Below are 26,194 nucleotides of genomic sequence, written 5' to 3'. Positions count from 1 at the left end.
GGGCCTTCCTGAGGCTCAGAGGCCCAGATAGGCCCGGCGCACCCGTTCGTCACCGGCCAGGTCGGTGCCCGAGAGTGTGATGACCCCGTTCTCCAGGACGTAGGCGCGGTCCGCCAGCGCCAGGGCCTGGGCCGCGTTCTGCTCGACGAGCAGGATCGCGACGCCGCTGTCACGGATGCGTTCGAGCGCGTCGAAGACCGCGCGGACCATGAGGGGCGCCAGGCCCACCGACGGCTCGTCGAGCATGAGGAGCCTCGGCCGGGTCATCAGCGCCCGCCCGATGGCCAGCATCTGCTGCTCCCCGCCGCTCATGGTGTCGGCCCGCTGGTCGATCCGCTCCGCGAGTCGCGGGAACAGCTCCAGCACCCGGTCGGCGGGCTCGCCCGTGTGGAAGGCGCCCATCGCGAGGTTCTCCGCCACGGTGAGCGGGCCGAACAGCGCGCGGCCCTCGGGCACCTGGACCAGCCCGCGCCGCACCACGGTGTGGGCCGGCAGCCCGGTCAGCTCATCCCCGTCGAACACCACCCGGCCGGCGGACGGCCTGAGCAGCCCCGAGGCCACCCTGAGCGTCGTGGACTTGCCGGCGCCGTTGGCCCCGACCAGGGCGACGATCTCCCCGGCGGCCACCTCCAGCGACAGGTCGTGGAGCACCCGCAGGCCGCCGTAACCGGCCTCGATGCCGTCAAGCGAGAGCATCATCGGAATTCTCTCCCAGGTAGGCGGCGATGACGCGGGGGTCGCGGGCGATGGCCGCGGGCTCACCCTCGGCGAGCACGCTTCCGCGCTCCAGGACGACCACCTGATCGGCCAGCCGCATCACGGCCGGCATGACGTGCTCCACCAGGACCAGCGTCATGCCCTCCGCCCGCAGGTCGGCCAGCAGGGTGACCAGCGGCTCCCGCTCGGACGGGGTCAGCCCGGCCAGCACCTCGTCCAGCAGCAGCACCTTCGGCCGGAGCGCGAGCGCCCTGGCCAGCTCCAGCTGCTTGCGAGCGGCGGCGGGCAGCTCACCGGCGGGGCGCGCCAGGTAGGCGGCGAGCCCGACCCTCTCGACCGCCTCCGTGGCGGCGGCGACGGCGTCCTTGCGCGCCCGGTGGTGCGCGCCGGCGGCCACGGCCACGTTGTCGAGGACCGACAGGGCGGCGAAGGGCCGGGTGAGCTGGAAGGTGCGGACGAGCCCGGTCCTGGCCCGCAGGTGGGTGGGCCGCGCGGTGACGTCCTCACCGTCGAACTCGATCCGGCCGCTGTCCGGCCGCTGCTCCCCGGAGATCACCGAGAACAGCGTCGTCTTCCCCGCCCCGTTGGGCCCGATGACCGCGTGGATGGTGCTCGGCTCGACCTCGAAGGTCACGCCGCTCAGCGCTTGCAGGCCGCCGAACGCCTTGCTCACGTCCGTCAATCGCAGGATCACCGTGGCCTCCTGGAGAATCTCCCGTACAGCCCGCGTGGCATGGCCAGGACCACGACGATCAGCAGGATCGCGTACATGACCACGTCGAGCCCGCTGCGGCCCTGCAGGAAGGAAAGGAACTCCGGCGGGGTGCGGACCACGGTCGCGGCCACGTCCGAGAGCGGGGCCAGCACCGCGGCGCCGATCAGCGGACCCCAGACGGTGCCGACGCCCCCGATCACCGCGGGCAGGATGGCCTGGATCGACACGGACGGCCCGAAGGCCAGGTCGGGGCTGACGAAGAGGTAGTAGACGGAGTAGAAGCCGCCGGCCACCGCGGTCAGCGCGGCCGACACCCCGATGGCCATGATCTTGTGCCGGATCACCGCGACCCCGGCGGCCGCGGCGGCCGTCTCGTCCTCGCGCACGGCCAGCAGGTTGAGCCCGGCCCGCGAGTTGAGCAGCACGATCACGGTCGCCACGCACGCGAGCGTGAGCAGCAGCGCCACCCAGAAGTACGCGGGATCGCCCACGTCGAACCGGAGCGTCCACCACCCCTGTTCGCCGGTGACGGGCAGGGTGAGGCCCACCGCGCCGCCCACGAGGTCGGAGTTGAGCGCGATCAGCCTGAGCATCTCCGCGAAGGCGAAGGTGGCCAGGGCGAAGTAGGCGCCCTTCAACCGGTAGCGGACCGCCAGGTAACCGGTGATCACGCCGAAGACGGCGGCCACCGCCATCCCGGCCACCAGTCCCAGCCAGGGCGAGAGCCCCAGCTCGATGGTCAGCAGCGCGGTGGTGTAGGCGCCCAGCCCGAAGTAGGCGGCGTGCCCGAAGCTGAACAGGCCGCCGAACCCGCTCATCAGGTTCCAGGCCACGGCCATCATCGCGAACAGCAGCGCGCGGACCGCGACGGCCTCCTGAGCGGGCGGGAGCAGCAGCGGCAGCGGGGCCAGTGCCACGCCGATCACGGCGAGCACCACGAGCCTTCTGGTCATGCGGGCCTCCCGAACAGGCCCTGCGGGCGCCAGAGCAGGACGAGCACGAACACCGCGAACACCGCCAGCAGGGGGCTCTGCCCCGGCAGGTAGATGCCGCCGAGCTGCTCGGTCAGGCCCACGATCAGCCCGCCGGCCACCGCCCCGGGAACGCTGCCCAGGCCGCCGAGGACCACGACGACGAACCCGATGATGTTGAACAGCTCGCCCGCGGTCGGCTCGACCGTGATGAGCGGCGTCACGAGCGTCCCCGCGGCCCCGGCGCAGGCGGTGCCGGCGGCGAACGTCAGCGCGTGCAGCCGCCGCACGTCGAGCCCCACCAGCGAGGCGCCCTCAGGGTTGGTGGCCACCGCCCGGATCGCGGTGCCCAGCCTGGTCTTGGTCAGCAGCAGCCACACCGCGCCGGCCAGGCCCATCGCGCCGGCGAACGCCAGCACCCGGCTGAGGTCGGCCACCGCACCCAGCAGGCGCAGCGGGGTGTCGAAGGAGACGGCGACCGTCCTGGTGTCGCCGGTGAAGGCCAGCATGAGGCTGTTCTCCAGCAGCATCGCGATGCCCAGCGTCAGCAGGAGCTGCGCCGCCAGCGAGCCGCCCATCGTCCGGCTCACCATGTGGCGCTGCACGACATAGCCGAGGCCGAACAGCAGCGGCACGCTCACCAGCAGCGACAGGTAGGGGTTCACCCCCGCCCCGGCCGCGAGCAGCGCGGTGGCGTACATGCCGAGCGTCATGAACGCGCCGTGGGCGAAGTTCACGATGTCGAGCACGCCGAAGATCAGCGTCAGGCCCATCGCGACGAGCGCGTAGACCCCGCCGAGCAGCAGGCCGGTCAGCACCGCCTGGGCGGTGACCGTCCCGCTGCCCGAGCGGGCCCATGCGCCCGCGATCACGGCGACCGCCACGACAGCGGTCACACCGGCGCGGGAGATGAGGCGATTCACTCCGCGGCAGGCCTCGGCTCGGCCACGGCCTTGGCCGCGGGGTGCACCGGGACGACCTTGCCGTCCTGGACCTGGAGGACGACGGGAGTCGCGTTCTTGTTCTGCCCGGTCTCGTCGAACTGGACGGGACCGTCGAAGGCCAGCAGGGTGTCGAAGGAGATCCCGGCGAGCGCCTCACGGATCTTCGCGGGGTCCCGGCTGGCGGCCTTCTCCAGCGCGGCGGCGAGGAGCCGGACGCACTCGTACGAGGTGAACGGGATGAACCGCAGCTCCTCGCCGTGCTTGGCCTGGAAGGCGTCGAGCACCGCCTTCGACTCCGGCTTGGTGGCGTCGTAGTTGAAGTTGGAGTCGTAGATGCCCTCGGCCACCGCTCCGCCGTCACGTGGGAAGACGGGCGAGCTGAAGGCGCCGTGCGAGACGCCGAACACGACCTTCACCCCGGGCTGGACCGAGGCGATGGCCTTGGCGGTCAGCAGGCCGTCACGGTAGTAGCCGGTGACGGCGAGCGCGTCGACCCCGGCGGCCTTGACCTTGGTGAGCTCGGTCGTCAGGTCGGCGGCCTTGAACGCGTCGTAGGTGATCTGCGGGCCGACCTCCAGGCCGAGCTTGGCCGCCTCGTCGCTGAAGGACGCGTAGGTCGAGGTGCCGTAGTCGGTCTGCTCGTGCAGGTAGGCGACCTTGGTGATCTTCTGCCCGGTGCGGTCGGCCAGCTCCTTGAGGTAACGCGCGCCGAACCGGCCGAGCGCGTCGGAGGAGGGCTGGAGCCGGAAGGTATACGTATAGCCCTGCTTGAGGATGTCGTCGGCGGAGCCCACGTCGATGACGAACGGCACCTTGTTGCGCTCGGCGACCGTCGCCACCTGCGCGGCGACCGCGCTCTGGTAGGGGCCGACGAGCGCGACGGCGCCCGCCTGGGTGAGGCGCTGGGCCTCGCTCTGGCCGACCTCGGGCTTGCCCTGGCTGTCGGCGTCGAGGATCTCCAGCTTGGCGCCGCCGAGCGACTTGATGCCGCCGGCGTTGTTGATCTCCTCGGCGGCGAACTTGATCGCCTTGGACATCTGCTGGCCGTCGAAGGCCAGCGCGCCGGTGAGGGGGTGAATGGATCCGATCTTGATGGTGCCCGACGTGTCCGCTGTGTCAGGTGCGGCAGCCCCCTGGGGAGCCGAACCGCCGCAAGCGGTCAGAGACAGGGCAAGAAACGTACCTATGGCGATACAGGACTTGAGGCGCATCGCGTCGTCCTTGGGGGGATACCGCGGTTCCGCTTGCCGGAACGCTGTTTCGCTGATGGTGGCAGCAGGTCCCAGCACCGGTCAAGCAGCCAGGGCGAAGCTGTGACGTGCGCCACCGTCACTCCGAGGCGGCTGTCATGCCTGTCAACCTGCTGTGAACTGCCGCGAGATAGGAAGGCGAGGATCAGTCATGTGGTACGAGTGTGATGAGTACAGCGGGGGGAACACTCTCACATCCGGCGCGCTACACCCCGTACGCGCATGGTATGCCCTCGCCCCTGTCGCATCGTAGTCAGAAAGTCAGGTCAATGCGGATCTTGGTCCTCGGCGGTGACGGTTATCTCGGCTGGCCCACCGCGCTCCACCTCTCGCAGTGCGGGCATGAGGTCGCCGTCGCCGACAACTTCGTCAGACGGCAGTACGACTTCGAACTCGGCGTCGAAAGCCTGGTGCCGATCGAATCCCTGCACACCAGGATCGCCACCTGGGAGCGGCTGACGGGCAAGACCATCAAGGCGTACATCGGCGACTTGACCGAGGCCGACTTCACGTACGACATGATCCGTGACTTCCGCCCGGAGGCCGTGGTCCACTTCGCCGAGCAGCGGGCCGCCCCCTACTCGATGATCGACCGCAAACACGCGGTCTACACACAGGTCAACAACGTCGCCGGCACGCTCAACGTGCTCTACGCGATCGCCGAGACCGACCCCGACATCCACCTGGTCAAGCTCGGCACCATGGGCGAGTACGGCACCCCCAACATCGACATCGAGGAAGGCTGGCTGGAGGTCGAGCACAAGGGTCGCAAGGACCGGGTGCTCTACCCCAAGCGGCCGGGCTCCTTCTACCACCTGTCGAAGGTGCACGACAGCCACAACATGGAGTTCGCCTGCCGGATCTGGGGCCTGCGCGCGACCGACCTCAACCAGGGCGTCGTCTACGGCCAGCAGACCCCCGAGACCGCGCTCGACGACCGGCTCGCCACCCGGTTCGACTACGACGCGGTGTTCGGCACCGTGCTCAACCGGTTCGTCGTCCAGGCGGTGCTCGGCCACCCCCTGACCGTCTACGGCACGGGCGGCCAGACGCGCGGCATCATCGACATCCGCGACACCGTCCGGTGCATCCAGCTCGCCTGCGAGAACCCCGCCGAGCGCGGCGAGTTCCGGGTGTTCAACCAGATGACCGAGTCGCTGTCGGTCGCCGAGATCGCCGAGACCGTCGCGCGCAGCTTCCCCGACGACGTGGTCGTCGACCACCTCGACAACCCGCGCGTGGAGAAGGAGGAGCACTACTACAAGGTGGTCCACAGCGGCCTGGTCGAGCTCGGCCTCGAACCCCACCTGCTCTCCGACACGCTGATCACGTCGCTGTTCGACGTGGCCAAGCGCTACGCCGACCGGGTCGACCTCGACGCCATGCGGCCGCGTGTCGACTGGCGGGGCGCCGTGAGCGGGCCGCGGCGGTGAGCGCCGAGGAAGGCGCGTTCGCCCGCGCCACCGGCCGGACCGCCGAGCGGGAGGAAGGCGGCCACGACAAGCCGCGCTACCGCCGCTACCAGTTCGACCTGATCGCCCCGCACTGCGGGCGCAGCGTGCTGGAGGTGGGTGCCGGGCTGGGCGAGTTCGCGAGCCAGTTCACCGGCCTGGACCGGCTGGTGGTCACGGACGTCGACCCCGACGCGGTCAAGGTGATGAAGGCCGGGTTCGCCGGCCGCGAGGAGGTCGAGGCGGCGCAGTTCGACCTCTCCTGCGGCGCCACCCTGGACCGCCCGGTCGAGACCGCCATCGCCATCAACGTGCTCGAACACTTCGAGGACGACGCGGCCCTCCTCACCCTCCTGGCCCGCTCCGTCGTCCCCGGCGGCACCCTGGTCCTGTGGGTGCCGGCCTACATGAGCCTGTACGGCGACTTCGACCGCAAGGTCGGCCACTTCCGCCGCTACACGCCTGCCACGCTGCGCGACGCCGCCGTGCGCGCCGGCCTGGAGGTGGAGCTGGCCCGCCCGGTCAACCTCCTCGGCGGGCTCGCCTGGTGGGCCGCGGTGCGGCTGGGCAAGGCCGGCTCGCCCAAGGCGGGCGCCGTCGGCCTGTACGACCGGATCCTCGTCCCGGTCACCCGGGTGCTCGACCGGGTCCTGCCGATCCCGTTCGGCCAGTCGATCCTCGGCGTCTTCCGGGTGCCGTCCAGCCGGGGGCACGCGGCGCCGTGAACAGGATCCGACAGTTCCTGCGCGGCGCCATGCCGCGCATCTTCGGACGCTACGCGCTCGGGTCGGTGGCGGCGGGCGTGGTCAGCGAGGTCACGCTCCTGACGGTGTACGGGCTGAAGCTGCTCGGCCCGTCGGCCGCCTCCGTCGTCGCCTGGGGCCTCGGCGCGGTCGTCAACTACGTGCTCAACCGGTGGTGGGCCTGGAACGTGCGCGGGCGGCCCAAGCCGTTGCGCGAGCTGCTCCCGTACTGGCTGACCGCGGTGGCGGGGCTGGTCATCGCCTCCTGGGGCACCGGGGTCGCCGACCGGATCGGTCACCAGATCTTCGCCACCGACGGCCCCCGCGTGGTGTTCGTGGGAGCCGTCTTCCTGGGGATCTACGGGCTGCTGTTCGTGGCGAAGTTCTTCCTGTTCCACTACTTCGTCTTCGCCGGCTCCGGCTCAGGCACCGGCTCCGGCTCCGAGGAGGAGCGCGCGGGCGCCGACGAGGAGGACGACACCGGGCGGCGACGCTCACGCAGCCAGGTGCCGATCACGACCCGCGAGTAGCGGTAGCCGTAGACGAAGTTGCCGCCCTTCTTGGTGGTGCCGGCGGCGCGCAGCCGCATCGTGGCCGGCACCTCCACGACCCGGAACCCGCGCGAGATCACGCCGATCAGCAGCTCGGACGACTGGTACTGCGGCTGCGTGAGCGTCACCGCCCCGGTGACCTCCGCCCGCATCGCCCGCAGGCCGAACGAGGTGTCGGTGATCCGCTGCCCGGTGAACCGGCTGATCAGCCACGCGAACACGTGCACCCCGAGGCGGCGGACCCGGTCGTGGGTCTCCTGCCGCCCGAGCACCCGCGAGCCGGTGGCGAAGTCGGCCTCGCCGCGCCGGACCGGGGCGAGCACCCGCGCGATGTCGGCCGGATCGTACTGCCCGTCGGCGTCCGTGGTGACGATGTAGCGGGCGCCGCCCTCGCGCGCCAGGCGGTAACCGAGCCGCAGCGCCGCCCCCTGCCCCCGGTTGACCGGGAGGTCGCAGACCATGGCCCCGGCCTTGCGCGCCTCCGCGGCGGTCCGGTCGGTGGACCCGTCGACGACCACGATGGTCGCCGTCTCCAGCCCGTCGACGATCGCGGGGATGCCGTTCACCGTGGCGCCGATGCTGCGCTCCTCGTTGTACGCGGCGATGACGACCGAGACGGGAGGCAGGTCCGAGCCGTGCTGGGCGGTGAACTCCGCCAGCGCGGCGGCGTCGAGTTCCGGCGGCGTCTCCGGGCTCGTCATGCGTCATCCTCCGTCGTATCGCTTCTTGTCGGCTGTGCGGGCCGGAAGTCCGGCCAGACCGTCGCCATCCCCGACGTGATGTCGTGGCGCGGCCGATACCCGAGCGCCCGCGCCGCCGAGATGTCGAGCACCACCGCCGGCATCTCGCCCTGCTTGGCCGGGACGTGCTCGACCGGGATCGCCGCCCCCGTGGCCTTCCTGGCGGCGTCGATCAGATCGTTCACGCTCACCGACACGCCCGACCCGACGATCAGCGGACCGTCGTGGTCCGCGCGCCAGGCGAGCAGGATCGCCTGGACCACGTCGTCGACATGGACGTAGTCGCGGAGCTGGCCCCCGTCCCCGTACACCTGGACCCCACTACCCGCCGCGGCCGCCCTCATCAGCCTCGGGACGAAACTGTCCTTGAGCAGCATGCCCGGCCCGTACACGTTGGCGAAGCGCAGCGCGCCCGTGCGCATCCCGTAGACCCCGGAATAGGCGCTGAGCAGCATCTCCGCCGCCGCCTTCGTCGCGCCGTACGGCGTGAGCGGGCGCAGCGCGAGATCCTCGCTGATGCGGGCGCCGCCCACGTCGCCGGTGACCGCGTTGGTCGACGCCAGCAGGAACCGCGGCACCCCGCGCTCCCTGGCCAGCTCCAGCAGTCCCGCGGTGGCCTCGACGTTGGTCGCGTAGGTCCCGGCAGGGTCCTCGACCGAACGGAGCACCGACGTGACGGCGGCGAGATGGACCACCGCGTCGAGCCCGCCGACGACCGCCCGCTCGCGCACCCCGGGATCGCGCAGGTCGCCCACGACGGACGTGACCTGGGCATCCGGGTGGGCGTGCAGGTCGGCGACGGTCACCGCGGCCCCCTCGGCGAGCAGCGCGGACACCAGCCGCCTCCCGATGAACCCCGAACCGCCCGTCACGAGCACGCGGGCTCCGGCCACCTCCGGCATCTCGTGGCATTCCTTTCACTCGGGTCCCAGCGACGATACCGGCATCCCGGTGGCGCACCCGCTTTGTCCGGCCCCGGGAAGGTCATTCCCAGCAAACCCTTGGGCTCGCTGCGTAAGCTACCGTCTCTCCCGTCCTGACGACCGACCGCGAAGCAGTTGGAGGAATGCGCAGTGAGCCCAGCACTGGTGGTGGGCCCTCCGCTGGTGGCCGGCCTCGTCCTGGCCCTGGTCGCGCAGCGGCGCGGCTGGGCGCCGCCGCTGTGGGCGGCGCTGGGCGTCGGAGCCGTGCTGCGGATCGTGGCCATGGCCTGGGCCGCGCAGGAGCCGGTCCAGCCGTACGACTTCGGCGTCGACTTCCCGATGGCCGCAGACGAGGTGCTCGCCGGGCGCAACCCGACCACCCACATGCGCGAGGGCGGCTGGCACTTCCTGCCGTTCCTCGCCTACGTGCTCGCGGGCCAGAGGGAGCTGGGCGACCTGCTCGGGCTCTCCTGGAACGTGTCGGGCCGGATCATCCCGGTGCTGGCCGACCTCGCGCTGATCCCGCTGGTGGCCAGGCTCGCCGACGAGCGCGGGGCGCTGCGCGGCTTCCAGTACGCGTGCGTGCCCATCGGCATCATGGTCAGCGGACTGCACGGCCAGTTCCCGCCGCTCACCCTGGTGTTCGGGGTGGCCGCGCTGGTCGTCGCCCGGGCCGGCCGGGCCCACTGGGCCGGTCTGCTGATGGGCCTGTCCGTGTCCTGCACCAACTGGTCGGTGCTGCTCGTGCCCGGGGTGGTGCTCGCCGTCGCCGGGGCGCGCCGCCTGGTGGCGCTCGGCTGGACCGCGGCCGTGCCCGCCCTCTGGCTGCTCAGCAGCTCGGTGTTCCTCGACACGCCGGTCACCGGGCTGGTCGACCTCGGGCGGGCCATCATGTCGACCCGCCCGGTGGTGGGCGACTGGGGCTGGACCGCCCTGGTGACGGGCGGCGACCAGACGGTCTCGGTCACCCTCGGCCGGATCGGCACGCTCGTGCTGGTCGCCGGGCTGCTCGCGGCCGCCTGGTGGTGGCGGGGGGCCGATCCGCTCGACCTCACGCTGGTGCTGCTGCTCGTCTTCCTGATCCTGACGTACCGGCTCGGCGCTCAGTACCTGATGTGGCCGGTGCCCTACCTGCTCGCCCGTCCCCGCCGCGGCACCTGGCCGCTGATCGTCGCGACCGGCGCCTGGGCCGCGGCGGGCTACCTGCGGGTGCAGCCGTTCACCGGGCTGTGGTGGGGTCAGTTCCACAGCGTGTGGGCGTTCTCCTCCTTCCTGGTCATCCCCTTCCTGATCGCCGCCCTGCCGCCGAGGCCGGCCGCGCGTGCCGCCGAGCCGGTACGGGAGACCGAGGCGCGGTCAGAGCCGTAGCCGCGGCCAGCCCTCGGTGTCCCGCAGCAGCTGCCGGTCGTGCGTGGCCAGCACCACCGCCGCGGCGGTCGCGCCCAGCGCCTCGGTCAGCTCCTCGACCAGGGTCATCGACAGATGGTTGGTCGGCTCGTCCATCAGCACGACGTGCGGGCGCGCGGCCAGCACCACGGCCAGGTCGAGCCGCCGCCGCTGGCCGACCGACAGCTCCGTCACCGGCCGCCGGGCGGCCTCGGCGGGCAGGAGGCCCAGCTGGGAGAGGCCGACCTGGTCGGGCTCCCGCAGCGCGCCGGAGGTGACGAGCCGGCCGATCGCGGCCTCGTACACCTCCACGGCCCTGCGCCGGGACGGCGGGGACGACTCCTGGGTGAGCAGGCCGATCCGCGCGGCCCGGTGGCGCTGCGCGTCGCGGCGTGGGCGAGCGCGGAGGGGGTCTTGCAGCCGACGATCGCGGGGGCCTCCTGGACGAGTGAGTCGTCGGTGAGGGCGTGCACCATGAACAGCGTGAAGTCCACCCGGCGGGTGCGGTTGGTCGCCAGGACCGGGTCGCCGACCTGCCGGCGGGTTCTCGGTCGCGCTGGCCGCGCACGCGTTCTCCGCGATCGACAGCCCGGCAGCCCGGCTACGCCTACGGGGACGAGTTCGGGTTCGGGCTCGACCTGGTCCTCGACGGGCTGGAAAGGATTCTGCACGAATCCTGACACTTGTGTTGATCTTTCCCCGGTCCGGTGGGTCGATCGTTAGGCTGCCTGAGGGGCACGGCCGCAGCGGGACGGGGTGACGGGGAGTGGAGGAGGCTGGACGGCTGCTGGTGCTGTTCGGCCGCCGGTACGCGGCCGCCGTGCGGCTGGCCACCCTGGCGCCGATCTGCGCCATCGCCCTGCTCCGGGCGCCGCCGGACGCCATAGTCGCGACGGTCCCGGTCGTCGCCGCCGCTGCCGCGTGGACCTGCGGCTATGCCTGGTGGCTGGACGCGGGCCGGGGCGTCGCGCCCGTCGCCCTGGACGTGCTCGCCCTGCTGGCCCTGTGCGCGAGCGTCCTGCTCACCAGCGCCGTGGAGGACCGCAACACCGGCTGGCTGCGCCTGCTGGTCACCTTCGCCTGCGTGACCTGCCAGTGGCACACCCCGCTGCTCGCGGGCGGCGCCGCCGCGCTGGTCGCCGGGGGCGGGGCGGCGGGGCTGCTGGTCACGGCGGACGCCATGCGGCTGGACAGCGGCCTCGTCACCGGGACGCTGTGGGCGATCCCGGCCGCCGCGCTGTCCCGCGCCGCCTGGGAGCTGCTGCGCCGCGCGGCCGACCGCGCCGACCGGATGGCCGCCGAGGCGGCCGAGGCCCGCGCCGCCGCCCAGGCCGCGGCCGCCGCCCGCGCCGAGGAGCGCGAGCTCGCCAACGCGCTGCACGACACCGCCGCGACGACCCTGCTCATGGTGGGCACCGGCCGGACGGGCGCCGACCCCGGCCTGCTGGCCGCCCAGGCGAGGCGCGACCTCGACCGGCTGCGCTCCGACAGCAGGCGCGCGGACCCGCACGCCGACCTGGTCGAGCTGCTCCGCGCCGACCTCGGCGCCGTCCAGCTCACCGTGGCGTGCGACCTGCCGCCCGAGCTGCGGCTGCCGTCCGGCGTGGCCGTGGCCGTCGCCGACGCGGCGCGCGAGGCCCTCACCAACGTGCGCCGCCACGCCGGCACCGACCGGGCGGCCCTCCGGCTGACCGGCGACGGCGGCGGGCTGCGGCTCGACGTCGCCGACCGGGGCCGGGGCTTCTCGCCGGAGGACGTACCGGGGACCCGGCGCGGGCTGCGCGAGTCCGTGCGCGGCCGCATGGCCCGGGTCGGCGGCACGGCCGAGGTCGTCTCCGCGCCGGGCAAGGGCACCCTCGTCCGGCTGGAGTGGCGGGCCGGCGATGGCTGAGGCCGGGCGGACCGGCGTCCAGCTGCGGCGGGGGCTGCGGGTGGCGGTGCTGCTCGTCGCCGCGGCCATCGGGTGCGGGCTCGGCGGCACGAACATGCTGCGGCACTGGGACGGGTACCCCGCCCCCTGCGCGCAGGCGGCGGTCCTCGCGCTGCTGGCCGCCGTGCTCGCCGGGGAGGCGGCGCTGCTGCTGCGCGGACGCTCGTGGGGCCGGTGGCGGTGGGCGGCCGTGGCCGTCGTCCTCGCCGCCTCCGCGCTCTCGTACGTGACACTGCCCGAGGGCCGGACGTCGACCACCGTCGACTGGGTCTTCGGCGCGGCGAACTGGGCGGGCCTCGTCGTCCTGCTCGACCGCCCGACCCGGGCGGCGGCGGGCTTCCTGGCCGCCCACGAGGCCACGGCCCTGCTCCACCTGCTCCTGCTCGACGAGCCCAGCCGGCAGGCGCTGGCCCGGTTCGCCACCGGCTCGGTGACCGTGATCGGCTTCCCGCTCTGCGTGGCCGTGGGCGCGGCCGTCCTCGGCCGGCTCGGCGCCGCCGCCGACGCCGCCCGCGACGAGCTCGAACGGGTGCGGGTGGCCGAGGCCGTCGCCGAGGAGTCGCACCGGCGCAGGCGGCAGCGGTTCGCCGAGCTGTCGGCGACCACCATCCCGCTGCTGGAGGGGCTCGCCCGCCGGGAGCTCCGGCCGGAGGACCCCGAGGTCCAGCGGGCCTGCGCGATCGAGGCCGCCCGGATGCGGCGGCTGTTCGCGGAGACCGACACCGTCGCCGACCCGCTGCTGCACGAGCTGCGCCACTGCGCCGACGTCGCCGACCGCAAGGGCGTCGAGGTGGAGCTGGACGCGCGGGGACGCTGGCCGACGCCGCCCGTGGCGGTCCGGCGTGACCTCACCGAGCCGGTGCTGACCGTGCTCGCCACCGCCGCCTCCCGGGCCAGGGTCACCGTCGTGGGCGGCTCCGGCGAGGTGTCGGTGAGCGTCGTGGCCGACAGCGGCGAGGTGGAGCTGCCGGACCCCGCCCTGCCGAGCGTGCGGATCGAGACGCTGACGAACGACGACACGGTATGGATGGAGGTGCGATGGCAGCCGACGGGGTGATCACCGCGGTGATCGTCGACGACCACGCCGCGATCCCCGCGGGCGTCAGCGCCTGGTGTGCTCGGGCGGAGCCGCCCATCGAGCTCATCGACGCGGGGGACCGGCTGGCCGACGTGTGGACCGGCCCGGGGGCCGACGCCGACGTGGTGATCTTCGACCTGGAGCTCGTGCCCGGCCGGCCGGACTTCGGCGAGCTGCGCAGGCTCGTCAGCAGCGGCCGCCGGGTGATCGTCTACTCCCAGCACACCGACGACGCCACCGCGATCAAGTGCGTCGACCTCGGCGCTCTCGCGTACCTCACCAAGAGGGAGGGCCCCGAGCACCTCGTGCCCGCCATCCGGGCCGCCGCGCGCGGCGCGCCCTACACCCCGCCGTCGCTGTCCGGGGCGCTGGCCGCCGACGAGTCGCCGGACCGGCCCCGGCTGTCCCAGCGCGAGACCGAGGTGCTGCGGGCCTGGTTCGTCTCCTCCTCCAAGGATCTCGTCGCCGCCAAGCTCAACATCACCGTCAAGACCGTCGACACGTACATCACCCGGGTCCGCGTCAAGTACGCCAACGCCGGGAGGGCGGCCAGGACCAAGAGCGAGCTCGTCAGCCGCGCACTCGACGACGGGATCATCACGCTTGCCGAGCTCAACGAGACAGACGCCCAGGTGTAGGGCATTCGCCGGACACCGGCCAGCAGGTCCTCTCCCTAGGGTGGTGGTCAGCTACGGCCGATACGCGGGGGGCCTGGATGGGACTGGCGATCAACGTCCTCGGACCATGGGAGATCACGGTGGACGGCGAGCCGGTCAGGGTGGCCGGTGAGCGGCGGACCGGGCTGCTGGCCCGGCTGGCGCTGGACGCGGGCCGACCGGTGCTCGCCGAGCAGCTCCTGGCCGACGTCTGGGGGCAGAGCGCGGCGGCGACGGCGGGCAAGCAGCTGCACATCGTGGTGTCGAAGGTGCGCGACCTGCTCTCACGCCACCGGGACGACGAGGTCATCACGACGGTCCGCGGCGGATACCGGCTGAACGTCGCGCGGGAGGACGTCGACGCGCACCTGTTCACGTTGCTGGTGCGCCAGGCCGGGGCGGCGCGGGCCCGGGGCGAGGTCGCGACGGCCGACGGGCTGTTCCAGCGGGCGCTGGGGCTGTGGCGGGGCAGCGCGCTGGCCGGGCTGACCGCCCCGTGGGCCCTGGTCGAGGCCGCCCGCCTGGAGGAGGAGCGTCTCACCGCCGTGGAGGACCACGTCGACATCCGCCTGGCGGCCGGCGACCACCGCGCGATGGTTGCGGTGCTCACCGCCCACACCGGGTCCCACCCGCTGCGGGAACGGCCCCGGGCCCAGCTCATGCTGGCGTTGTACCGGGCCTCCCGGTCGTCGGACGCCCTCGCGGTCTACCGCGACACCCACCGGGTCATGGTCGGCGAGCTGGGCATCGAGCCGGGGCGGGAGCTGCGCCGGTTGCACGAGGCGGTGCTCCGCCGGGATCCGGCGCTCGACCTCGTCTCCCCGGCGCTGCTCACGACCCTCACCGAGCGCGTCGCCGCGGCCGCCCGCCGCTGAACGTCAGCCGGGCAGGCGGTAGACGGACACGTGGGACCACGACGCGGCGGTGAACTCCGCCCCGGACCAGTCGGCGTGCCTGCTCTCCAGCTCGAACCCGGCCAGCTGCGCCATGAGGTCGAGCTCGGCCGGCCAGATGTACCGGTGCGGGCTGCGGAACAGCTCGGCCTGCCTGCCGTCGTCGAACCCGAAGTGATGCGAGACCACGTGCTGGTTCAGCACGTCGTAGGTGTCGACGAGGATGTAGCCCGGTTCGGACTGGCAGACGATGGCCTGCTGCCCGGGAGGGAGCTTGCGCAGCTCGGGCACCCAGAGCTCGATCACGAACCGCCCGCCGGGCGACAGGTGGCGGGCCGCGTTGCGGAAGCACTCGACCTGCCTGGCCTGCGTCAACAGGTTGGAGATCGTGTTGAAGACCAGGTAGACCAGCGTGTACGTGCCGGGGGCGGTGGCCGTCGCCATGTCGCCCTCGACCACCGGGATCGTCGCCTCGTCGGCTTTCGTCCGCAGTTGATCGATCATCGGGCGGGAAAGCTCGATGCCGGTGACGCTCACCCCCCGTTCGGCGAGCGGCACGGCCACCCGGCCGGTCCCGATGGCGAGCTCGAGCGCTCGTCCTCCGTCGGCGAGCTCCGCGAGGCGTTCCACCGTCGGCCCCAGGACCTCGGGCGCGAACATGCCGGAGCCCGGCGTGTCGTAGCGCCGGGCGGTATCGGCGTCCCAGACGTCTTCCTGCAGCATCCGGCCCACGATGTCCCGAGGGTGCCTGCGTTGTCCAGCGATTTTCACCGCACCCGCTCGGCCAGGAACTCCTCCCACGTGCGCTTGCCCAGGTCGGCCTCCGGCGACAGGTTCTCGCCCGCCCGATAGGCGCGGCCCGCCTTGCCCGGCATCCGGACCGGCAGCAGCGGCCGCCGCCTGCCCCTGGCCTCCAGGTAGCCGCGCACCAGCTCGCCCATCCCGTACACCTTCGGCCCGGCGAGCTCGGGCGCCAGGCCGGACGGCGGGCCGGCGGTCAGGTCCGCGAGGCGGGCGGCGACGTCGCGGGCGTCCACCGGCTGGAACCTGAGCCCGCCGGGGACCGGGACCACGGGCAGCTTGGCCAGCTGCGTCACCGCCTTGAGCACGAGGTCGTGGAACTGGGCGGCGCGCAGCATGGTCCACGGGACGCCGGAGTCCATCACGGCCTGCTCGGCGTCCCGCTGGTAGCGGAACCAGGTCAGCGGCACCCGGTCCGCGCCGATCACCGAGATGTGCACCAGGTGCCGCACCCCGGCGCGCGCGGCGGCCCGCGTCAGGTTGCGGGCCAGCACGTCGTCGTCCTTGGCGCCGCCGGCCAGGTGCAGGACGGTGCCGGCGCCGTCCACGGCGGCCTGCACGCCCTCGCCCGTGCGCAGGTCGGCGGTCACGTCGCCGCCGCGCCGGCCGAGGACGCGCACCTGGTGGCCGCCGGCCCGCAGGAGCGGGACGACGAGGCGGCCGAGAGTGCCGGTACCGCCGGTGACCAGAATGAGAGATGTCATGGGTGTGCTCCCGTAGTCCATCGAGTGGGTCCACTACGCCGACACCTCGCGAGGAAGGAATGTGACACGGTGAACGAGCGCGAGTCGATGACGGCGTGTTTCGAGGAGGAACGCGGCCGGTTGCGCGCGGTGGCCTACCGGATGCTGGGCTCGCTGAGCGAGGCGGACGACGCGGTCCAGGAGACGTGGCTGCGGGCGAGCCGCGCCGACACCGGTGAGGTGGCCAACCTGGCGGCGTGGCTGACCACGGTGGTGGGCCGCGTGTGTCTCAACGTGCTGCGCTCGCGGCAGCGCCGTGACGAGGAGCCGCTCGGCGCGGGCATCCCCGATCCGGTGATCGACCCGGAGGCGGGCGTGGACCCCGAGCACGAGGCGCTGCTGGCGGACTCGGTCGGCCTGGCGATGATGGTGGTGCTGGAGACGCTGTCGCCGGCCGAGAGGCTGGCGTTCGTGCTGCACGACATGTTCGCGGTGCCGTTCGAGGAGGTCGCGCCGCTGCTCGACCGGTCACCGGCGGCGTCGCGCCAGCTCGCCAGCCGGGCGCGGCGCCGGGTGCGCGGTCTCGCCCCGGTGCCGGACCCGGATCCGGCCCGCCGGCGCGACGCGGTGAACGCGTTCTTCGCCGCCGCCCGCGACGGCGACTTCGACGCGCTGGTCTCCGTGCTCGACCCCGAGGTCGTGCTCCGTTCCGACGGCGGCGTGACGCGTGCCCGCCACACCGTCGTCTTCCACGGCGCGCGAACGGTCGCGGAGCAGGCGGTCACGTTCGGGCGGCTCTCGCCGTTCGCCCGCCCGGCGCTCGTCAACGGCACGGCCGGCGTGGTCGTCGTGGCCAAGGACCGGCCGCTGTCCATCATGGCGTTCACGGTCACGGACGGCCGGATCGCGGCCATCGACGTGATAGCCGACCCGGAGCGCCTCCAGCGGCTGCTTCCCGGCACTTGACGGCGCCGGACCGATCGACACCGGGCGTACGCCGCGGCGGCCCCGTACGCGGCGCTGCTCGTGCTGCTCTCGTCACTGCCCGCGTGGCTGCTCACCGCGCGCACCGGCGTTCTCACCGCGGAGACCGCACGATGAGCCGACTGGAACTGCGGGGACTCGTCAAGCGCTTCGGCGGGGGTGGCCGCGCTCCGCGGGGCGGACCTCACCGTCCCCGAAGGCACGCTGACCGCCGTGCTCGGCCCGTCCGGCTGCGGCAAGACCACCCTGCTGCGCTGCCTGGCGGGCTTCGAACGGCTCGACGGCGGCGAGATCCTCGTGGACGGCCGCGTGGTCGCCGGGCCGGGCACGCACACGCCGCCCGAGCGGCGGCACGTCGTCACGGTCCCGCAGGAGGGCGCGCTCTTCCCCCATCTGTCCGTACGGGACAACGTCGCGTACGGGCTGACCCGCGAGGAACGCCGCTCAGGCCGGGCCGAGGAGGTGCTCTACCTGGTCGGGCCGGCCGGCCACGGCGACCGGATGCCGCACCGCCTGTCCGGCGGTCAGCAGCAGCGCGTCGCCGTCGCCCGCGCACTGGCGCCGCGGCCCTCGGTCATCCTGCTCGACGAGCCGTTCAGCGCGCTCGACGCAGGGCTACGCGCGGACGTGCGCGGCGCGCTGCGGGCCGACAAGGCGACCGGCATCCTGGGTCACCCACGACCAGAACGAGGCGCTGTCCGTCGCCGACCAGGTCGCGGTGATGCGCGACGGCCGGGTCCTGCGGAGCGGACCCGCCGTCGAGGTCTACCGGCGGCCGGTCGACCCGTGGGTGGCGGCGTTCGTGGGCGAGGCCGTGTTCCTCCCGGTCACCGGCCCCGGGCTGCTCACGCCGCTCGGCCCGGTCGCCGCGGACGAGGTCCCCGGCGGCCCCGGCGCGCTGACGGTCATGGTGTGGCCCGAGCGGATCGTGCTCGCGGCGGGGCCGGGCGTCGAGGCGACCGTGACCGGCCACACCTTCCACGGCCACGACGCCACGGTCACCCTGCGGCTTTCCGACGGCACCCGCGTCACCGTCCGGGTGCCCGGCCACGCCGTCCCGGTCGCCGCCGGCTCGGGCGTGCGGGTGCGGGACGAGCGGGCTCACTTGGACAGGTAGAGGGTCTTCCAGGTGCCGGCGTACAGGCAGACGTCGGACGGCTTGGACCGCTTGCCCTCGGAGCAGACCTTGAGCTCGACCTGGTAGACGTCGCGGTAGGTGAACGAGAAGTTCTTGGCGGTCCGGTACGTGCAGTCACGGATGCTGCGGTGCTTGAACGGCAGCTGGTTCCCGGCCCGGTAGGTGATGCGGAACACGGCCCAGCCGCAGACCTTGGACGAGGCGGCGTGGTCGTAGACCTTGCCGGTGATCTTCACGGTGTCGGCGGTGGGGAGGTCGGCGTGATCCTCGCCCTTGGCGGTCAGGGTGCCGAGGGCCTTGGCCTTCTTGCCGGGGGCGTAGCGGGGACCCCAGAAGGCGGTCGCGGCGCCGGCTTCGGTGCCGGCCGAGACGGTGCCGGTGGGGGCGGCGACGGTCGCGGCCTGGGCGGTGGGGGCGATCACGAGCAGGGCGCCGGCGGCGAGGGCGAGAGCGGCGACGGGGCGGGAGAGCGACATCGGTGCGGTTCCTTTCCGGAGGTTCCTGACCGCACTGTCCGTCGCATCGCTTTCAAGCCCCTTGCCAGGTGGAATACGTCACTTTCAACTTCCTTGCCGACGGACCCCGCGGACGTATGTCGACAAACTCCGATACCGTCGGCGCATGCTGAAGACGATCGCGTTGGTGGTGGCGGGTGCGTTGCTCGCGCCCGCCCAGGCGCCCACCATCCCGAAGAACTTCCTGCTGTACGAGAAGCAGGCCCGGCAGGACCAGGACCACTGGTTCGTCAGCCAGGACGACATGGAAGACGTGTGGAACATCCAGTGCGCCCCCGTCACGCTCTCCGGGTGGAAGGCCAGGCGCGACGCCTCGTACGACACCCAGATCGGCGGCGGTGAGCGCACCGACCGCAGGCGCGGCGAGCAGGTGTTCGTGTTCGGCAGCGCCAAGGGCGCGGAGAAGATGATGGCCAGGATGCGGGCGCTGATCAAGCAGTGCGGCAAGACGGTCAAGTCGAAGCGGCTGCGCATCGGCGACGAGGCGATGCAGGCCGCTCGGACGATCAAGGCCACGAAGAAGTCGCCGATCCCGCAGACGCAGAAGTTCGTCGCCGTGCGGGAGGGCTCCGCCGTGGCGCTCTACTGGGACATGCACAACGACGCCAAGCCGCTGCGCACGCTGGCCAGGCACCGGGCGGACGCCAGGAAGATGGCGATCAGGATGGACCGCTACTTGTCGAGATAGGCCCTGCTGTCCTGCTGGAGCAGGCAGCCGATCACGGCGACCGCCAGGCAGAGGCCCAGGATGGCGCCGAGCCCGAGCCCGCCGTCGGAGAACAGGTTGACGACGTAGCCCAGCACGTTCAGCGCCATGATCGTGATCAGCCCGACGCGGACCCAGCGCCTGCGCGCCATGAGCTTGATCGTCAGGAAGACGGTGAGCGCGAGCAGGACCACGCTCCACGCGATGATCAGGTAGAACCGCACGGACTGCGGGGCCTGTCCTGCCACGGCGGGGGCGATGAGCAGCAGGATGACGACGGCCAGCGCCATCAGCGCGATGTCGATCCAGAGCAGGATCACGGCGGTCCGCACCGGCCGGGGCATGGGGGTGGCTTGGTCCATGGCACGACCGTAGCCGCCCGCACGCCCCGGGCCAGGGGTTTACGAAGGCTTTTCGTCTGTCCAGCCGGCTTCGAGGGTGACCGTCGAGTTCCACACCGTGCCGGGCTCGAAGCCGGCCTGAGCGCCGCCCGGCTCCACCACCACGCTCTCACCCGCCAGGGCGCGCCCGGTGGCCGGGTCGAAGATCAGCCGCTTCTCCAGCACACCGGACTTCAGCCGCTCCCGGATCGCCACCGCCGTGCCCTCGCGGCCCTCGGCGTCGGCGACGTTCTCGATCACCTTGACCGTGTCGAGCCCGGCGAGCATCCGGAACGCCGCGCCGCGCACCTGGGGGGTCACCGGCATGTCGGTGATCAGCCCGGCGCTCACGGTGAAGAGCCACGGGTCCTCCGCCATCGGCACGCCCTCCGCCTCGGTGGAGTGTCCCGCGTACGAGCGCAGCAGCCACTTCTTCAGCTCGTCAGGGTCGGACGGCAGGCCGCGCAGGTCCTCCATGGTCACGTTGCGGCCCAGCCAGAACACCTTGTCGCCGTCGACCAGCGGCTGGCTGCTCGTGTGCGGCTTCCCGGGGGCGGTGGACAAGGTCGGCATCCGCACGGGCCCGCCGTCGGACGGCGTGGGCACGGGCTTGAGACCCTTGCTGATCGGGATCTCGGCGGGGGAGCCGGCCTGCCGCCAGGCTCGCTCGTCCTCGGCGGTGAACGGGCGGACGCCGAAGGACTGGCTGCGGCTCCACTGCTCACTGCCGGTCGCCCGGGGCGTCCACATCTCGGCTCGGGACCGCTCGGCCACCACGTAGCCGTCCTCGGCGGTGAACAGGTTGCGGGTGACGGTCACCGTACGCCAGTAGCGGCCGGTGGACTCCGGCTGGCGGCCCGCGTTCGCGGCGGCGGCCAGCAGCACCTCGCGCGCCGACAGCCGGACCGTCGCCCCGGCCGTCGCCCCGGCCGTCGCACCGGCCGTCGCACCGGCCGTCGCATCGGCCGTCGCACCGGGGACCGAGACGGACGGCTCCGCGGCGGGCGCCCGGGGAGCGGCGCCGTCGGGCGCGACGATCACCACCGCGGCGGCGGCCGCCGCCAGCGCCGCGGCCGTGGCGAGCCCGAACCCGCGCACGCGCGGCCGGCGGCGCCGAGCCGGCCGGGGGACCGCCATGGCCCAGGCCAGCTCGCGTTCTCTGGTGTCCGGATCGACCCTTGCGTCCCCGAGATGGGCGGGGCGGGCGGCGCGCAGCTCGTCGATGGGGTTCATGACCACTCCTCCGTGAGGCTGGGCATCCGGGCGGGGGCCGGGCCGGGTGACTCCATCGCGCGTGCCAGCCGTTTCCTGGCCCGGTGCAGGCGCACCCGGAACGCGGCCGGCGAGCAGCCGACCACCCCGGCCGCCTCCCGCGGCGCCAGGCCCTGCCAGGCGACCAGGACGAGGACCTCTCTGTCCTCGTCCGTCAGCTCGGCCAGCGCCCTGAGCACGGCGAACCGGTCGGCCACCTGATCGGCCACCCGATCGGCCGTGTCGCCCTCGGTCCAGGCGTGCAGCTCGGCGCGCAGCGCCTCCCGCCGGGCCTCGGCGCGGATGCTGTCACGCAGCACGTTGCGCGCCACCCCCAGCAGCCACGGCAGCGCGGGCTCCGGCACGTCGTCCAGCCGCCGCCAGGCGATCGCGAACGTCTCGCTCACCACCTCGTCGGCCACCTGCCGGCCCGCGCGGCTGACCACGTAGGCCCAGACCCGCTGCCGGCACCGGTCGTACACGTCGGTGAACCGTTGTTCGTCGTCCGTCACCGCCCCGCCCTTCGTCCCTGATGCGTTCTTTCCGACACCAGGAAGTGGTCCGGGAACCGCCATCGTTACCGGCGTTTCCCCGCGGCGTCCGGCGGCCACTGCGCGGGCCGCGGCCCGCCGCCGGGCGGGATGCCTCGGCTCACATGTTGATCATGTGGCCGGCCAGGCCGTGGATCGCCTCCTTGACCGCCTCGCCCAGGGTCGGGTGCGCGTGCACGTTGCGGCCCACCTCGTGCACCGTGAGGTCCCACTGCTGGGCCAGCGTCAGCTCGGGCAGCAGCTCGGTGACCTCGGGACCGATCAGGTGGGCGCCGAGCAGCTCGCCGTACTGGTTGTCGCTGATGAGCTTCACGAAGCCGTTGGCGTCGCCCAGGCCGTGGGCCTTGCCGTTGGCGGTGAACGGGAACTTCACGACCTTGACGTCGTGGCCCAGGTCGCGGGCCTGCGCCTCGGTGTAGCCGAAGCTGGCCACCTGCGGCTGGCAGTAGGTGGCGCGCGGGATCATCACGTAGTCGAGCTCCATGGTCTCGGCGCCCGCGATGGTCTCGGCGGCGATGATGCCCATCGACTCGGCCGCGTGCGCCAGCATGAGCTTGGCCGTGACGTCGCCGATCGCGTAGATGTGCGGCACGTTCGTGCGCAGGCGGCCGTCGACCGCGATCGCGCCCCGGTCGGTCAGCGCCACGCCGGTCTTCTCCAGGCCGTAGCCGTCGACGCGCGGCTGGAAGCCGATGGCCTGCATCACCTTGTCGGCCTCGAGCACCTGCTGCTGGCCGTCACGCGACACGGTCACCTTGACGGACGAGCCGGTGTCGTCGATGTTCTCCACCCGGGTGGAGGTGAGCACCTCGATGCCGAGCCGCTTGTAGCGCTTGGCCAGCTCGGCCGAGATCTCCTCGTCCTCCAGCGGCACGATCCGGTCGAGGAACTCCACGATCGTGACCTTGACGCCGTAGTTGTGCAGAACGTACGCGAACTCCACGCCGATGGCGCCCGCGCCCGCGATGATGACGCTGCCGGGCAGCTCCTCCGAGAGGATCTGCTCCTCGTAGGTCACCACCCGCTCCGACAGCGACGTGCCGGGGATCAGCCGGGTGGTCGCGCCGACGGCGATGATGCAGTGGTCGAACGTGATCGTCTCGTCGTTCACCTGGATGGTGTTGGCGTCGAGGAACGTGCCCCGGCCGTCGTACTCCGTGATGGAGTTCTTCTTCATCAGGTAGTGCACGCCCTTGACCCGGCCGTCCGCGACCTTACGGCTGCGGGTGAAGGCGGCGCCGTAGTCGAACGTGACGTCACCCTGGATGCCGAAGGTCTTGGCCTCCTTGGTGAAGATGTGGGCCAGCTCCGCGTTGCGCAGCAGCGCCTTGGACGGGATGCAGCCCACGTTCAGGCAGACGCCACCCCAGTACTTCTCCTCGATGACCGCCGTGCGCAGCCCGAGCTGGGAGGCGCGGACGGCGGCCGTGTATCCTCCCGGACCCGCGCCCAGAACCACGACGTCGTAGTGAGTGCTCATGAGTCGGACCATACCGCTCGCCGGGGAGCGCGCCGGACCGGCTATACGTCGACCCGGTACGACAGCGTCAGCTCGTCGGCCACCTTGCCCCGAATACCCCAGTTGACCTGCGGCATTTCGACGATGGTGATTTCCACGTCATCGTGGTCGTACGGGAGCCGCTCGTAGATCGCGCGGATGAGCGCGCGCTTGGCGTCGTCGCTGCGGCCGGTGAAGCAGACGATCTCGATGATCAGGTAGGAGTCGGAGCGCTGCGGGCAGATCAGGTCGTCGGCGTCCAGCAGCAGGAACCGGTGGAACCGCTTGCCCTCCGGCAGCCCCCACGCCTCGACCAGGCAGCCGTGGAGCAGGTCGGAGACCTCCCGCTGCCGCCCCGCCCACACGTCACGCCGTCCGTAGACCTTCACCTGAGCCATGTCGGCCACTATAGAACGCGTGATCCGCATCCTCCTGGCCGACGACGAGACCATGATCCGAGCAGGTGTCCGGGCCATCCTGGCATCCGACCCCACGCTGGAGGTGGTGGCCGAGGCCGGTGACGGGCGCGAGGCGGTCGACCTGGCGATCAGCCACCACCCCGACGTGGCGCTGCTCGACATCCGGATGCCGCGCCTCGACGGGCTGGCCGCGGCCGCCGAGATGCGGAGGGCGGCGCCGGGCACGGGGGTGGTGATGCTGACCACGTTCGGCGAGGACGACTACATCGCCAAGGCGCTGGAGCTGGGCGCGAGCGGGTTCCTGCTCAAGTCGGGCGACCCGCGCGAGCTGATCGCGGGCGTGCACGCGGTGGCCGGCGGCGGCGCCTACCTGTCGCCCGGGGTGGCCCGGCGGGTGATCTCCCAGCTAGCCGGCGGCCGGATGACGCGCGGCGCGCAGGCCCGCGACCAGGTGGCGGCGCTGACCGAGCGCGAGCGCGAGGTGCTGGCGCTGCTCGGCGGCGGGCTGTCGAACGCGGAGATCGCCGGTCGCCTGCACATCGTCGAGGGCACGGTGAAGGCCTACGTGAGCTCGATCCTCACCCGGCTGGGCGTGCGCAACCGGGTCCAGGCGGCGATCATCGCCTACGAGGCCGGGTTGGTAGCCTGACACGTGATGTATCGCCTCCTGTTCTCGCAGGTCTTGCGGCGGCTCGACGCCGAGACCGTGCACCACCGGACCGTCAGGGGCCTGGCGTTGCTCGCCCGGCTGCCCCTGCTCAAGCGCCTGCTCCACCGGGCGCTCGCCCCCCACGACCCCGCGCTGCGGATCACCGCGTTCGGCGTGCACTTCCCCGGCCCGCTCGGGCTGGCCGCCGGCTTCGACAAGGACGCCGCCTGCGCCGAGGCCGTCGCCGCGCTCGGCTTCTCCCACGTCGAGGTCGGCACGATCACCGCGCACGGGCAGCCGGGCAACCCGCGCCCGCGGCTGTTCCGGCTCGTACGCGAGCGCGCGGTGGTCAACCGGATGGGCTTCAACAACGCCGGCGCCCCGGCCGCGGCCCACCGCCTGCGCCGCACCCGCGGCGTGCCCGTCGTGGTGGGCGTCAACATCGGCAAGACCAAGGTGGTGCCCGAGTCCGAGGCGGCCGCCGACTACGTCACCAGCGCCAAGGAGCTGGCGCCGCTCGCCGACTACCTGGTGGTCAACGTCAGCTCGCCCAACACGCCCGGCCTGCGCGACCTGCAGGCGGTGTCGCTGCTGCGCCCGCTGCTGACGTCGGTCAAGGAGGTCTGCGACAGCACGCCCCGGCGCACCCCGCTGCTCGTCAAGATCGCGCCCGACCTCGCCGACGAGGACGTCGACGCGGTCGCCGACCTGGCACTGGAGCTCGGGCTCGACGGCGTCATCGCGACCAACACCACGATCGCGCACGACGGCCCCACCGGCGGGCTGTCCGGCCGCCCGCTCAAGGCCCGCTCGCTGGAGGTGCTGCGGCGGCTGCGCGCCCGCGTCGGCGACCGGCTGACGCTGGTGTCCGTGGGCGGCGTCGAGGACGTGGACGACGTGTGGGAGCGGCTGCTGGCCGGGGCCACCCTGGTGCAGGGCTACACGGGCTGGATCTACGGCGGGCCGCTGTGGGCGGCGCGCATCCACCGGCAGCTGGCCCGGCGGGTCCGGCTGCACGGGCTGACCTCCATCGGCGAGGCGATCGGCCGGACGGCTCCCCGATGACCCGCGACGCCTGGGAGATCCAGGAGATCGAGCTCGGCGGCGGAGTCGTGCTCCGCCCGCTGGCGCCCGACGACGCCGAGGCGCTCGCCGACGCCTACGTCCGCAACCGCGACCACCTGCGCCCGTGGGAGCCGCGCCGCGCGCCGGAGTTCTTCACCGCCACCGGGCAGGTCGCGCGGGTGTCGGACACGCTCAAGTCCCGCGACGAGCGCCGGACGTTCCCCTGGGTGTTCGCCGACGGCCCGCTGATCGTCGGCATACTCAACCTGAACGACATCGTGCTCGGCCCCTTCCGCAACGCCCACCTGGGCTACTGGATCGACGCCGGCTACACCGGCCGCGGCCTGGTCTCCGGCGCGGTGCGCGCGGTCTGCTCCGTCGCGGCGGAGTCGCTGGGGCTGCACCGCGTCCAGGCGGCCACCATCCTTGACAACGAGCCCTCGCAGCGCGTGCTGCGCTCCTGCGGGTTCCAGGAGATCGGCGTGGCCCGCGCCTACCTGCACATCGACGGCGAGTGGCGCGACCACCTGCTCTGGGAGAAGATCCTGCACGACGGCCCGCCCCGGTAGGACTGTCGGCGCGGGAGACTAGGGTCCGAGCGTCGGA

Annotated in this window: 29 protein-coding genes and 2 pseudogenes; 15 read left to right on the top strand and 16 right to left on the bottom strand. The window is 72.8% G+C overall.

The features are described from left to right. Positions 1 to 15: 15 nt before the first annotated feature. Genes ACGFI7_RS22245 through ACGFI7_RS22225 form a run of 5 tightly spaced genes read right to left on the bottom strand, consistent with a single transcriptional unit; the run spans position 16 to position 4,558 of the window. Positions 16 to 696 carry an ABC transporter ATP-binding protein gene (locus ACGFI7_RS22245; protein WP_393408583.1) on the bottom strand — a complete coding sequence of 227 codons (681 nt, stop codon included), beginning with the start codon at positions 694 to 696 and terminating at the stop codon, positions 16 to 18. Further along, on the bottom strand, positions 683 to 1,411 hold the full coding sequence (locus ACGFI7_RS22240) for an ABC transporter ATP-binding protein (RefSeq protein ID WP_393407382.1): 729 nt from the start codon (positions 1,409 to 1,411) through the stop codon (positions 683 to 685). The genes ACGFI7_RS22245 and ACGFI7_RS22240 overlap by 14 nt, the downstream gene beginning before the upstream one ends. Continuing rightward, positions 1,408 to 2,385, bottom strand: coding sequence for a branched-chain amino acid ABC transporter permease (locus ACGFI7_RS22235; RefSeq protein WP_393407380.1), 978 nt, complete (start codon positions 2,383 to 2,385; stop codon positions 1,408 to 1,410). Before ACGFI7_RS22235 ends, ACGFI7_RS22240 begins: the two co-directional genes overlap by 4 nt. Then, the gene (locus ACGFI7_RS22230; protein WP_393407378.1) at positions 2,382 to 3,299 is read right to left on the bottom strand and encodes a branched-chain amino acid ABC transporter permease; all 918 of its coding nucleotides are present in this window, start codon (positions 3,297 to 3,299) and stop codon (positions 2,382 to 2,384) included. Before ACGFI7_RS22230 ends, ACGFI7_RS22235 begins: the two co-directional genes overlap by 4 nt. A gap of 23 nt (positions 3,300 to 3,322) precedes the next feature. Then, entirely contained in the window at positions 3,323 to 4,558 is a 1,236-nt protein-coding gene (locus ACGFI7_RS22225; protein ID WP_393407376.1) for an ABC transporter substrate-binding protein, read from the bottom strand. Between the two features lie 308 nt (positions 4,559 to 4,866). Between ACGFI7_RS22225 and ACGFI7_RS22220 the strand changes: the two genes are divergently transcribed. From ACGFI7_RS22220 to ACGFI7_RS22210, 3 genes and pseudogenes are all read left to right on the top strand, one after another. After that, positions 4,867 to 6,030, top strand: coding sequence for an NAD-dependent epimerase/dehydratase family protein (locus ACGFI7_RS22220; RefSeq protein WP_393407373.1), 1,164 nt, complete (start codon positions 4,867 to 4,869; stop codon positions 6,028 to 6,030). After that, positions 6,027 to 6,773, top strand: coding sequence for a class I SAM-dependent methyltransferase (locus ACGFI7_RS22215; protein ID WP_393407370.1), 747 nt, complete (start codon positions 6,027 to 6,029; stop codon positions 6,771 to 6,773). The genes ACGFI7_RS22220 and ACGFI7_RS22215 overlap by 4 nt, the downstream gene beginning before the upstream one ends. Positions 6,774 to 6,802: 29 nt before the next feature. Beyond that, a pseudogene (locus ACGFI7_RS22210) lies at positions 6,803 to 7,141 on the top strand (GtrA family protein); the annotation flags it as partial. A gap of 47 nt (positions 7,142 to 7,188) precedes the next feature. Here ACGFI7_RS22210 and ACGFI7_RS22205 read toward each other — a convergent pair. Continuing rightward, positions 7,189 to 8,043 (bottom strand): glycosyltransferase family 2 protein, encoded by an 855-nt coding sequence (locus ACGFI7_RS22205; RefSeq protein WP_393407367.1) that lies wholly within the window; start codon positions 8,041 to 8,043, stop codon positions 7,189 to 7,191. Further along, complete coding sequence (locus tag ACGFI7_RS22200) at positions 8,040 to 8,984, bottom strand: NAD-dependent epimerase/dehydratase family protein (RefSeq protein WP_393407365.1); 945 nt, start codon at positions 8,982 to 8,984, stop codon at positions 8,040 to 8,042. The genes ACGFI7_RS22205 and ACGFI7_RS22200 overlap by 4 nt, the downstream gene beginning before the upstream one ends. Before the next feature lie 171 nt (positions 8,985 to 9,155). Here ACGFI7_RS22200 and ACGFI7_RS22195 point away from each other — a divergent pair, with 171 nt between their 5' ends. Beyond that, the gene (locus ACGFI7_RS22195) at positions 9,156 to 10,373 is read left to right on the top strand and encodes a hypothetical protein (RefSeq protein WP_393407362.1); all 1,218 of its coding nucleotides are present in this window, start codon (positions 9,156 to 9,158) and stop codon (positions 10,371 to 10,373) included. Here the strand turns inward: ACGFI7_RS22195 and ACGFI7_RS22190 are convergent. Next, positions 10,362 to 11,246 (bottom strand): ATP-binding cassette domain-containing protein, encoded by an 885-nt coding sequence (locus ACGFI7_RS22190; protein WP_393407360.1) that lies wholly within the window; start codon positions 11,244 to 11,246, stop codon positions 10,362 to 10,364. The genes ACGFI7_RS22195 and ACGFI7_RS22190 overlap by 12 nt on opposite strands. Here ACGFI7_RS22190 and ACGFI7_RS22185 point away from each other — a divergent pair. From ACGFI7_RS22185 to ACGFI7_RS22170, 4 genes are all read left to right on the top strand, one after another. Next, positions 11,158 to 12,282, top strand: a complete 1,125-nt coding sequence (locus ACGFI7_RS22185; protein ID WP_393407357.1) for a sensor histidine kinase — start codon at positions 11,158 to 11,160, stop codon at positions 12,280 to 12,282. The genes ACGFI7_RS22190 and ACGFI7_RS22185 overlap by 89 nt on opposite strands. Beyond that, positions 12,275 to 13,378 (top strand): hypothetical protein, encoded by a 1,104-nt coding sequence (locus ACGFI7_RS22180; RefSeq protein ID WP_393407355.1) that lies wholly within the window; start codon positions 12,275 to 12,277, stop codon positions 13,376 to 13,378. The genes ACGFI7_RS22185 and ACGFI7_RS22180 overlap by 8 nt, the downstream gene beginning before the upstream one ends. Beyond that, the gene (locus ACGFI7_RS22175; protein WP_393407353.1) at positions 13,360 to 14,037 is read left to right on the top strand and encodes a response regulator; all 678 of its coding nucleotides are present in this window, start codon (positions 13,360 to 13,362) and stop codon (positions 14,035 to 14,037) included. The genes ACGFI7_RS22180 and ACGFI7_RS22175 overlap by 19 nt, the downstream gene beginning before the upstream one ends. Positions 14,038 to 14,114: 77 nt before the next feature. Then, the gene (locus ACGFI7_RS22170; protein WP_393407351.1) at positions 14,115 to 14,930 is read left to right on the top strand and encodes a BTAD domain-containing putative transcriptional regulator; all 816 of its coding nucleotides are present in this window, start codon (positions 14,115 to 14,117) and stop codon (positions 14,928 to 14,930) included. Positions 14,931 to 14,933: 3 nt separating this feature from the next. Here ACGFI7_RS22170 and ACGFI7_RS22165 read toward each other — a convergent pair whose 3' ends face one another. Together ACGFI7_RS22165 and ACGFI7_RS22160 are read right to left on the bottom strand one after the other, a co-directional pair. Further along, entirely contained in the window at positions 14,934 to 15,671 is a 738-nt protein-coding gene (locus ACGFI7_RS22165) for a class I SAM-dependent DNA methyltransferase (protein ID WP_393407349.1), read from the bottom strand. Between the two features lie 44 nt (positions 15,672 to 15,715). Then, on the bottom strand, positions 15,716 to 16,453 hold the full coding sequence (locus ACGFI7_RS22160) for an SDR family oxidoreductase (protein WP_393407347.1): 738 nt from the start codon (positions 16,451 to 16,453) through the stop codon (positions 15,716 to 15,718). 69 nt (positions 16,454 to 16,522) lie between these two features. Here ACGFI7_RS22160 and sigJ point away from each other — a divergent pair, with 69 nt between their 5' ends. The 3 genes and pseudogenes from sigJ (at position 16,523) to ACGFI7_RS22145 (ending at position 18,533) form a co-directional block, all read left to right on the top strand. Then, positions 16,523 to 17,398 carry an RNA polymerase sigma factor SigJ gene (gene sigJ / locus ACGFI7_RS22155; protein ID WP_393407345.1) on the top strand — a complete coding sequence of 292 codons (876 nt, stop codon included), beginning with the start codon at positions 16,523 to 16,525 and terminating at the stop codon, positions 17,396 to 17,398. A 177-nt stretch (positions 17,399 to 17,575) separates the two neighbouring features. After that, positions 17,576 to 17,953: pseudogene (locus ACGFI7_RS22150) on the top strand (ATP-binding cassette domain-containing protein); the annotation flags it as partial. Positions 17,954 to 18,137: 184 nt separating this feature from the next. After that, positions 18,138 to 18,533 carry a TOBE domain-containing protein gene (locus tag ACGFI7_RS22145; protein WP_393407342.1) on the top strand — a complete coding sequence of 132 codons (396 nt, stop codon included), beginning with the start codon at positions 18,138 to 18,140 and terminating at the stop codon, positions 18,531 to 18,533. Here ACGFI7_RS22145 and ACGFI7_RS22140 read toward each other — a convergent pair. Further along, entirely contained in the window at positions 18,518 to 19,030 is a 513-nt protein-coding gene (locus tag ACGFI7_RS22140) for a hypothetical protein (RefSeq protein WP_393407339.1), read from the bottom strand. The genes ACGFI7_RS22145 and ACGFI7_RS22140 overlap by 16 nt on opposite strands. Positions 19,031 to 19,175: 145 nt before the next feature. On the opposite strand from ACGFI7_RS22140, the gene ACGFI7_RS22135 reads away from it, so the two are divergent. Beyond that, a complete protein-coding gene (locus tag ACGFI7_RS22135; protein ID WP_393407337.1) occupies positions 19,176 to 19,757 on the top strand; it encodes a hypothetical protein in 582 nt (193 codons plus the stop codon). On the opposite strand, the gene ACGFI7_RS22130 is transcribed toward ACGFI7_RS22135, so the two are convergent. The 5 genes from ACGFI7_RS22130 to ACGFI7_RS22110 form a co-directional block, all read right to left on the bottom strand. Then, positions 19,742 to 20,137 carry a hypothetical protein gene (locus ACGFI7_RS22130; protein WP_393407334.1) on the bottom strand — a complete coding sequence of 132 codons (396 nt, stop codon included), beginning with the start codon at positions 20,135 to 20,137 and terminating at the stop codon, positions 19,742 to 19,744. The two genes, ACGFI7_RS22135 and ACGFI7_RS22130, sit on opposite strands and share 16 nt — an antisense overlap. 39 nt (positions 20,138 to 20,176) lie before the next feature. Then, a complete protein-coding gene (locus ACGFI7_RS22125; protein ID WP_393407332.1) occupies positions 20,177 to 21,388 on the bottom strand; it encodes a CU044_5270 family protein in 1,212 nt (403 codons plus the stop codon). Next, positions 21,385 to 21,918, bottom strand: a complete 534-nt coding sequence (locus tag ACGFI7_RS22120; protein WP_393407330.1) for an RNA polymerase sigma factor — start codon at positions 21,916 to 21,918, stop codon at positions 21,385 to 21,387. Before ACGFI7_RS22120 ends, ACGFI7_RS22125 begins: the two co-directional genes overlap by 4 nt. A 139-nt stretch (positions 21,919 to 22,057) precedes the next feature. Continuing rightward, positions 22,058 to 23,437 (bottom strand): dihydrolipoyl dehydrogenase, encoded by a 1,380-nt coding sequence (lpdA, locus tag ACGFI7_RS22115; protein WP_393407327.1) that lies wholly within the window; start codon positions 23,435 to 23,437, stop codon positions 22,058 to 22,060. A 41-nt stretch (positions 23,438 to 23,478) separates the two neighbouring features. Next, positions 23,479 to 23,853, bottom strand: coding sequence for a tautomerase family protein (locus ACGFI7_RS22110; RefSeq protein ID WP_393407325.1), 375 nt, complete (start codon positions 23,851 to 23,853; stop codon positions 23,479 to 23,481). A gap of 19 nt (positions 23,854 to 23,872) precedes the next feature. Between ACGFI7_RS22110 and ACGFI7_RS22105 the strand changes: the two genes are divergently transcribed. Genes ACGFI7_RS22105 through ACGFI7_RS22095 form a run of 3 tightly spaced genes read left to right on the top strand, consistent with a single transcriptional unit; the run spans position 23,873 to position 26,157 of the window. Beyond that, complete coding sequence (locus ACGFI7_RS22105; RefSeq protein ID WP_393407323.1) at positions 23,873 to 24,523, top strand: response regulator; 651 nt, start codon at positions 23,873 to 23,875, stop codon at positions 24,521 to 24,523. 6 nt (positions 24,524 to 24,529) lie between these two features. Beyond that, positions 24,530 to 25,588 (top strand): quinone-dependent dihydroorotate dehydrogenase, encoded by a 1,059-nt coding sequence (locus ACGFI7_RS22100; protein WP_393407321.1) that lies wholly within the window; start codon positions 24,530 to 24,532, stop codon positions 25,586 to 25,588. Then, on the top strand, positions 25,585 to 26,157 hold the full coding sequence (locus ACGFI7_RS22095) for a GNAT family N-acetyltransferase (protein WP_393407318.1): 573 nt from the start codon (positions 25,585 to 25,587) through the stop codon (positions 26,155 to 26,157). Before ACGFI7_RS22100 ends, ACGFI7_RS22095 begins: the two co-directional genes overlap by 4 nt. Positions 26,158 to 26,194: the final 37 nt, after the last annotated feature.

The organism is Nonomuraea sp. NPDC048826 (assembly GCF_043198225.1).
Taxonomy (GTDB): domain Bacteria; phylum Actinomycetota; class Actinomycetes; order Streptosporangiales; family Streptosporangiaceae; genus Nonomuraea.
This window is presented reverse-complemented; position numbering and strand designations above follow the sequence as displayed.

What these genes read in the sequence shown, in the direction of transcription:
- ACGFI7_RS22245 (WP_393408583.1), bottom strand. Translation starts at nt 696, where the DNA reads ATGCTCTCGCTTGACGGCATCGAGGCCGGTTACGGCGGCCTGCGGGTG.
- ACGFI7_RS22235 (WP_393407380.1), bottom strand. Translation starts at nt 2,385, where the DNA reads ATGACCAGAAGGCTCGTGGTGCTCGCCGTGATCGGCGTGGCACTGGCC.
- ACGFI7_RS22225 (WP_393407376.1), bottom strand. Translation starts at nt 4,558, where the DNA reads ATGCGCCTCAAGTCCTGTATCGCCATAGGTACGTTTCTTGCCCTGTCT.
- ACGFI7_RS22220 (WP_393407373.1), top strand. Translation starts at nt 4,867, where the DNA reads ATGCGGATCTTGGTCCTCGGCGGTGACGGTTATCTCGGCTGGCCCACC.
- ACGFI7_RS22205 (WP_393407367.1), bottom strand. Translation starts at nt 8,043, where the DNA reads ATGACGAGCCCGGAGACGCCGCCGGAACTCGACGCCGCCGCGCTGGCG.
- ACGFI7_RS22200 (WP_393407365.1), bottom strand. Translation starts at nt 8,984, where the DNA reads ATGCCGGAGGTGGCCGGAGCCCGCGTGCTCGTGACGGGCGGTTCGGGG.
- ACGFI7_RS22190 (WP_393407360.1), bottom strand. Translation starts at nt 11,246, where the DNA reads ATGGCGCAGATCGGCGCCAGGGTGGCCAGCCGCACGGCGGCCGCGTAC.
- ACGFI7_RS22180 (WP_393407355.1), top strand. Translation starts at nt 12,275, where the DNA reads ATGGCTGAGGCCGGGCGGACCGGCGTCCAGCTGCGGCGGGGGCTGCGG.
- ACGFI7_RS22175 (WP_393407353.1), top strand. Translation starts at nt 13,360, where the DNA reads ATGGCAGCCGACGGGGTGATCACCGCGGTGATCGTCGACGACCACGCC.
- ACGFI7_RS22170 (WP_393407351.1), top strand. Translation starts at nt 14,115, where the DNA reads ATGGGACTGGCGATCAACGTCCTCGGACCATGGGAGATCACGGTGGAC.
- ACGFI7_RS22165 (WP_393407349.1), bottom strand. Translation starts at nt 15,671, where the DNA reads ATGCTGCAGGAAGACGTCTGGGACGCCGATACCGCCCGGCGCTACGAC.
- ACGFI7_RS22160 (WP_393407347.1), bottom strand. Translation starts at nt 16,453, where the DNA reads ATGACATCTCTCATTCTGGTCACCGGCGGTACCGGCACTCTCGGCCGC.
- ACGFI7_RS22145 (WP_393407342.1), top strand. Translation starts at nt 18,138, where the DNA reads ATGCGCGACGGCCGGGTCCTGCGGAGCGGACCCGCCGTCGAGGTCTAC.
- ACGFI7_RS22140 (WP_393407339.1), bottom strand. Translation starts at nt 19,030, where the DNA reads ATGTCGCTCTCCCGCCCCGTCGCCGCTCTCGCCCTCGCCGCCGGCGCC.
- ACGFI7_RS22135 (WP_393407337.1), top strand. Translation starts at nt 19,176, where the DNA reads ATGCTGAAGACGATCGCGTTGGTGGTGGCGGGTGCGTTGCTCGCGCCC.
- ACGFI7_RS22130 (WP_393407334.1), bottom strand. Translation starts at nt 20,137, where the DNA reads ATGGACCAAGCCACCCCCATGCCCCGGCCGGTGCGGACCGCCGTGATC.
- ACGFI7_RS22125 (WP_393407332.1), bottom strand. Translation starts at nt 21,388, where the DNA reads ATGAACCCCATCGACGAGCTGCGCGCCGCCCGCCCCGCCCATCTCGGG.
- lpdA (WP_393407327.1), bottom strand. Translation starts at nt 23,437, where the DNA reads ATGAGCACTCACTACGACGTCGTGGTTCTGGGCGCGGGTCCGGGAGGA.
- ACGFI7_RS22110 (WP_393407325.1), bottom strand. Translation starts at nt 23,853, where the DNA reads ATGGCTCAGGTGAAGGTCTACGGACGGCGTGACGTGTGGGCGGGGCGG.
- ACGFI7_RS22100 (WP_393407321.1), top strand. Translation starts at nt 24,530, where the DNA reads ATGTATCGCCTCCTGTTCTCGCAGGTCTTGCGGCGGCTCGACGCCGAG.
- ACGFI7_RS22095 (WP_393407318.1), top strand. Translation starts at nt 25,585, where the DNA reads ATGACCCGCGACGCCTGGGAGATCCAGGAGATCGAGCTCGGCGGCGGA.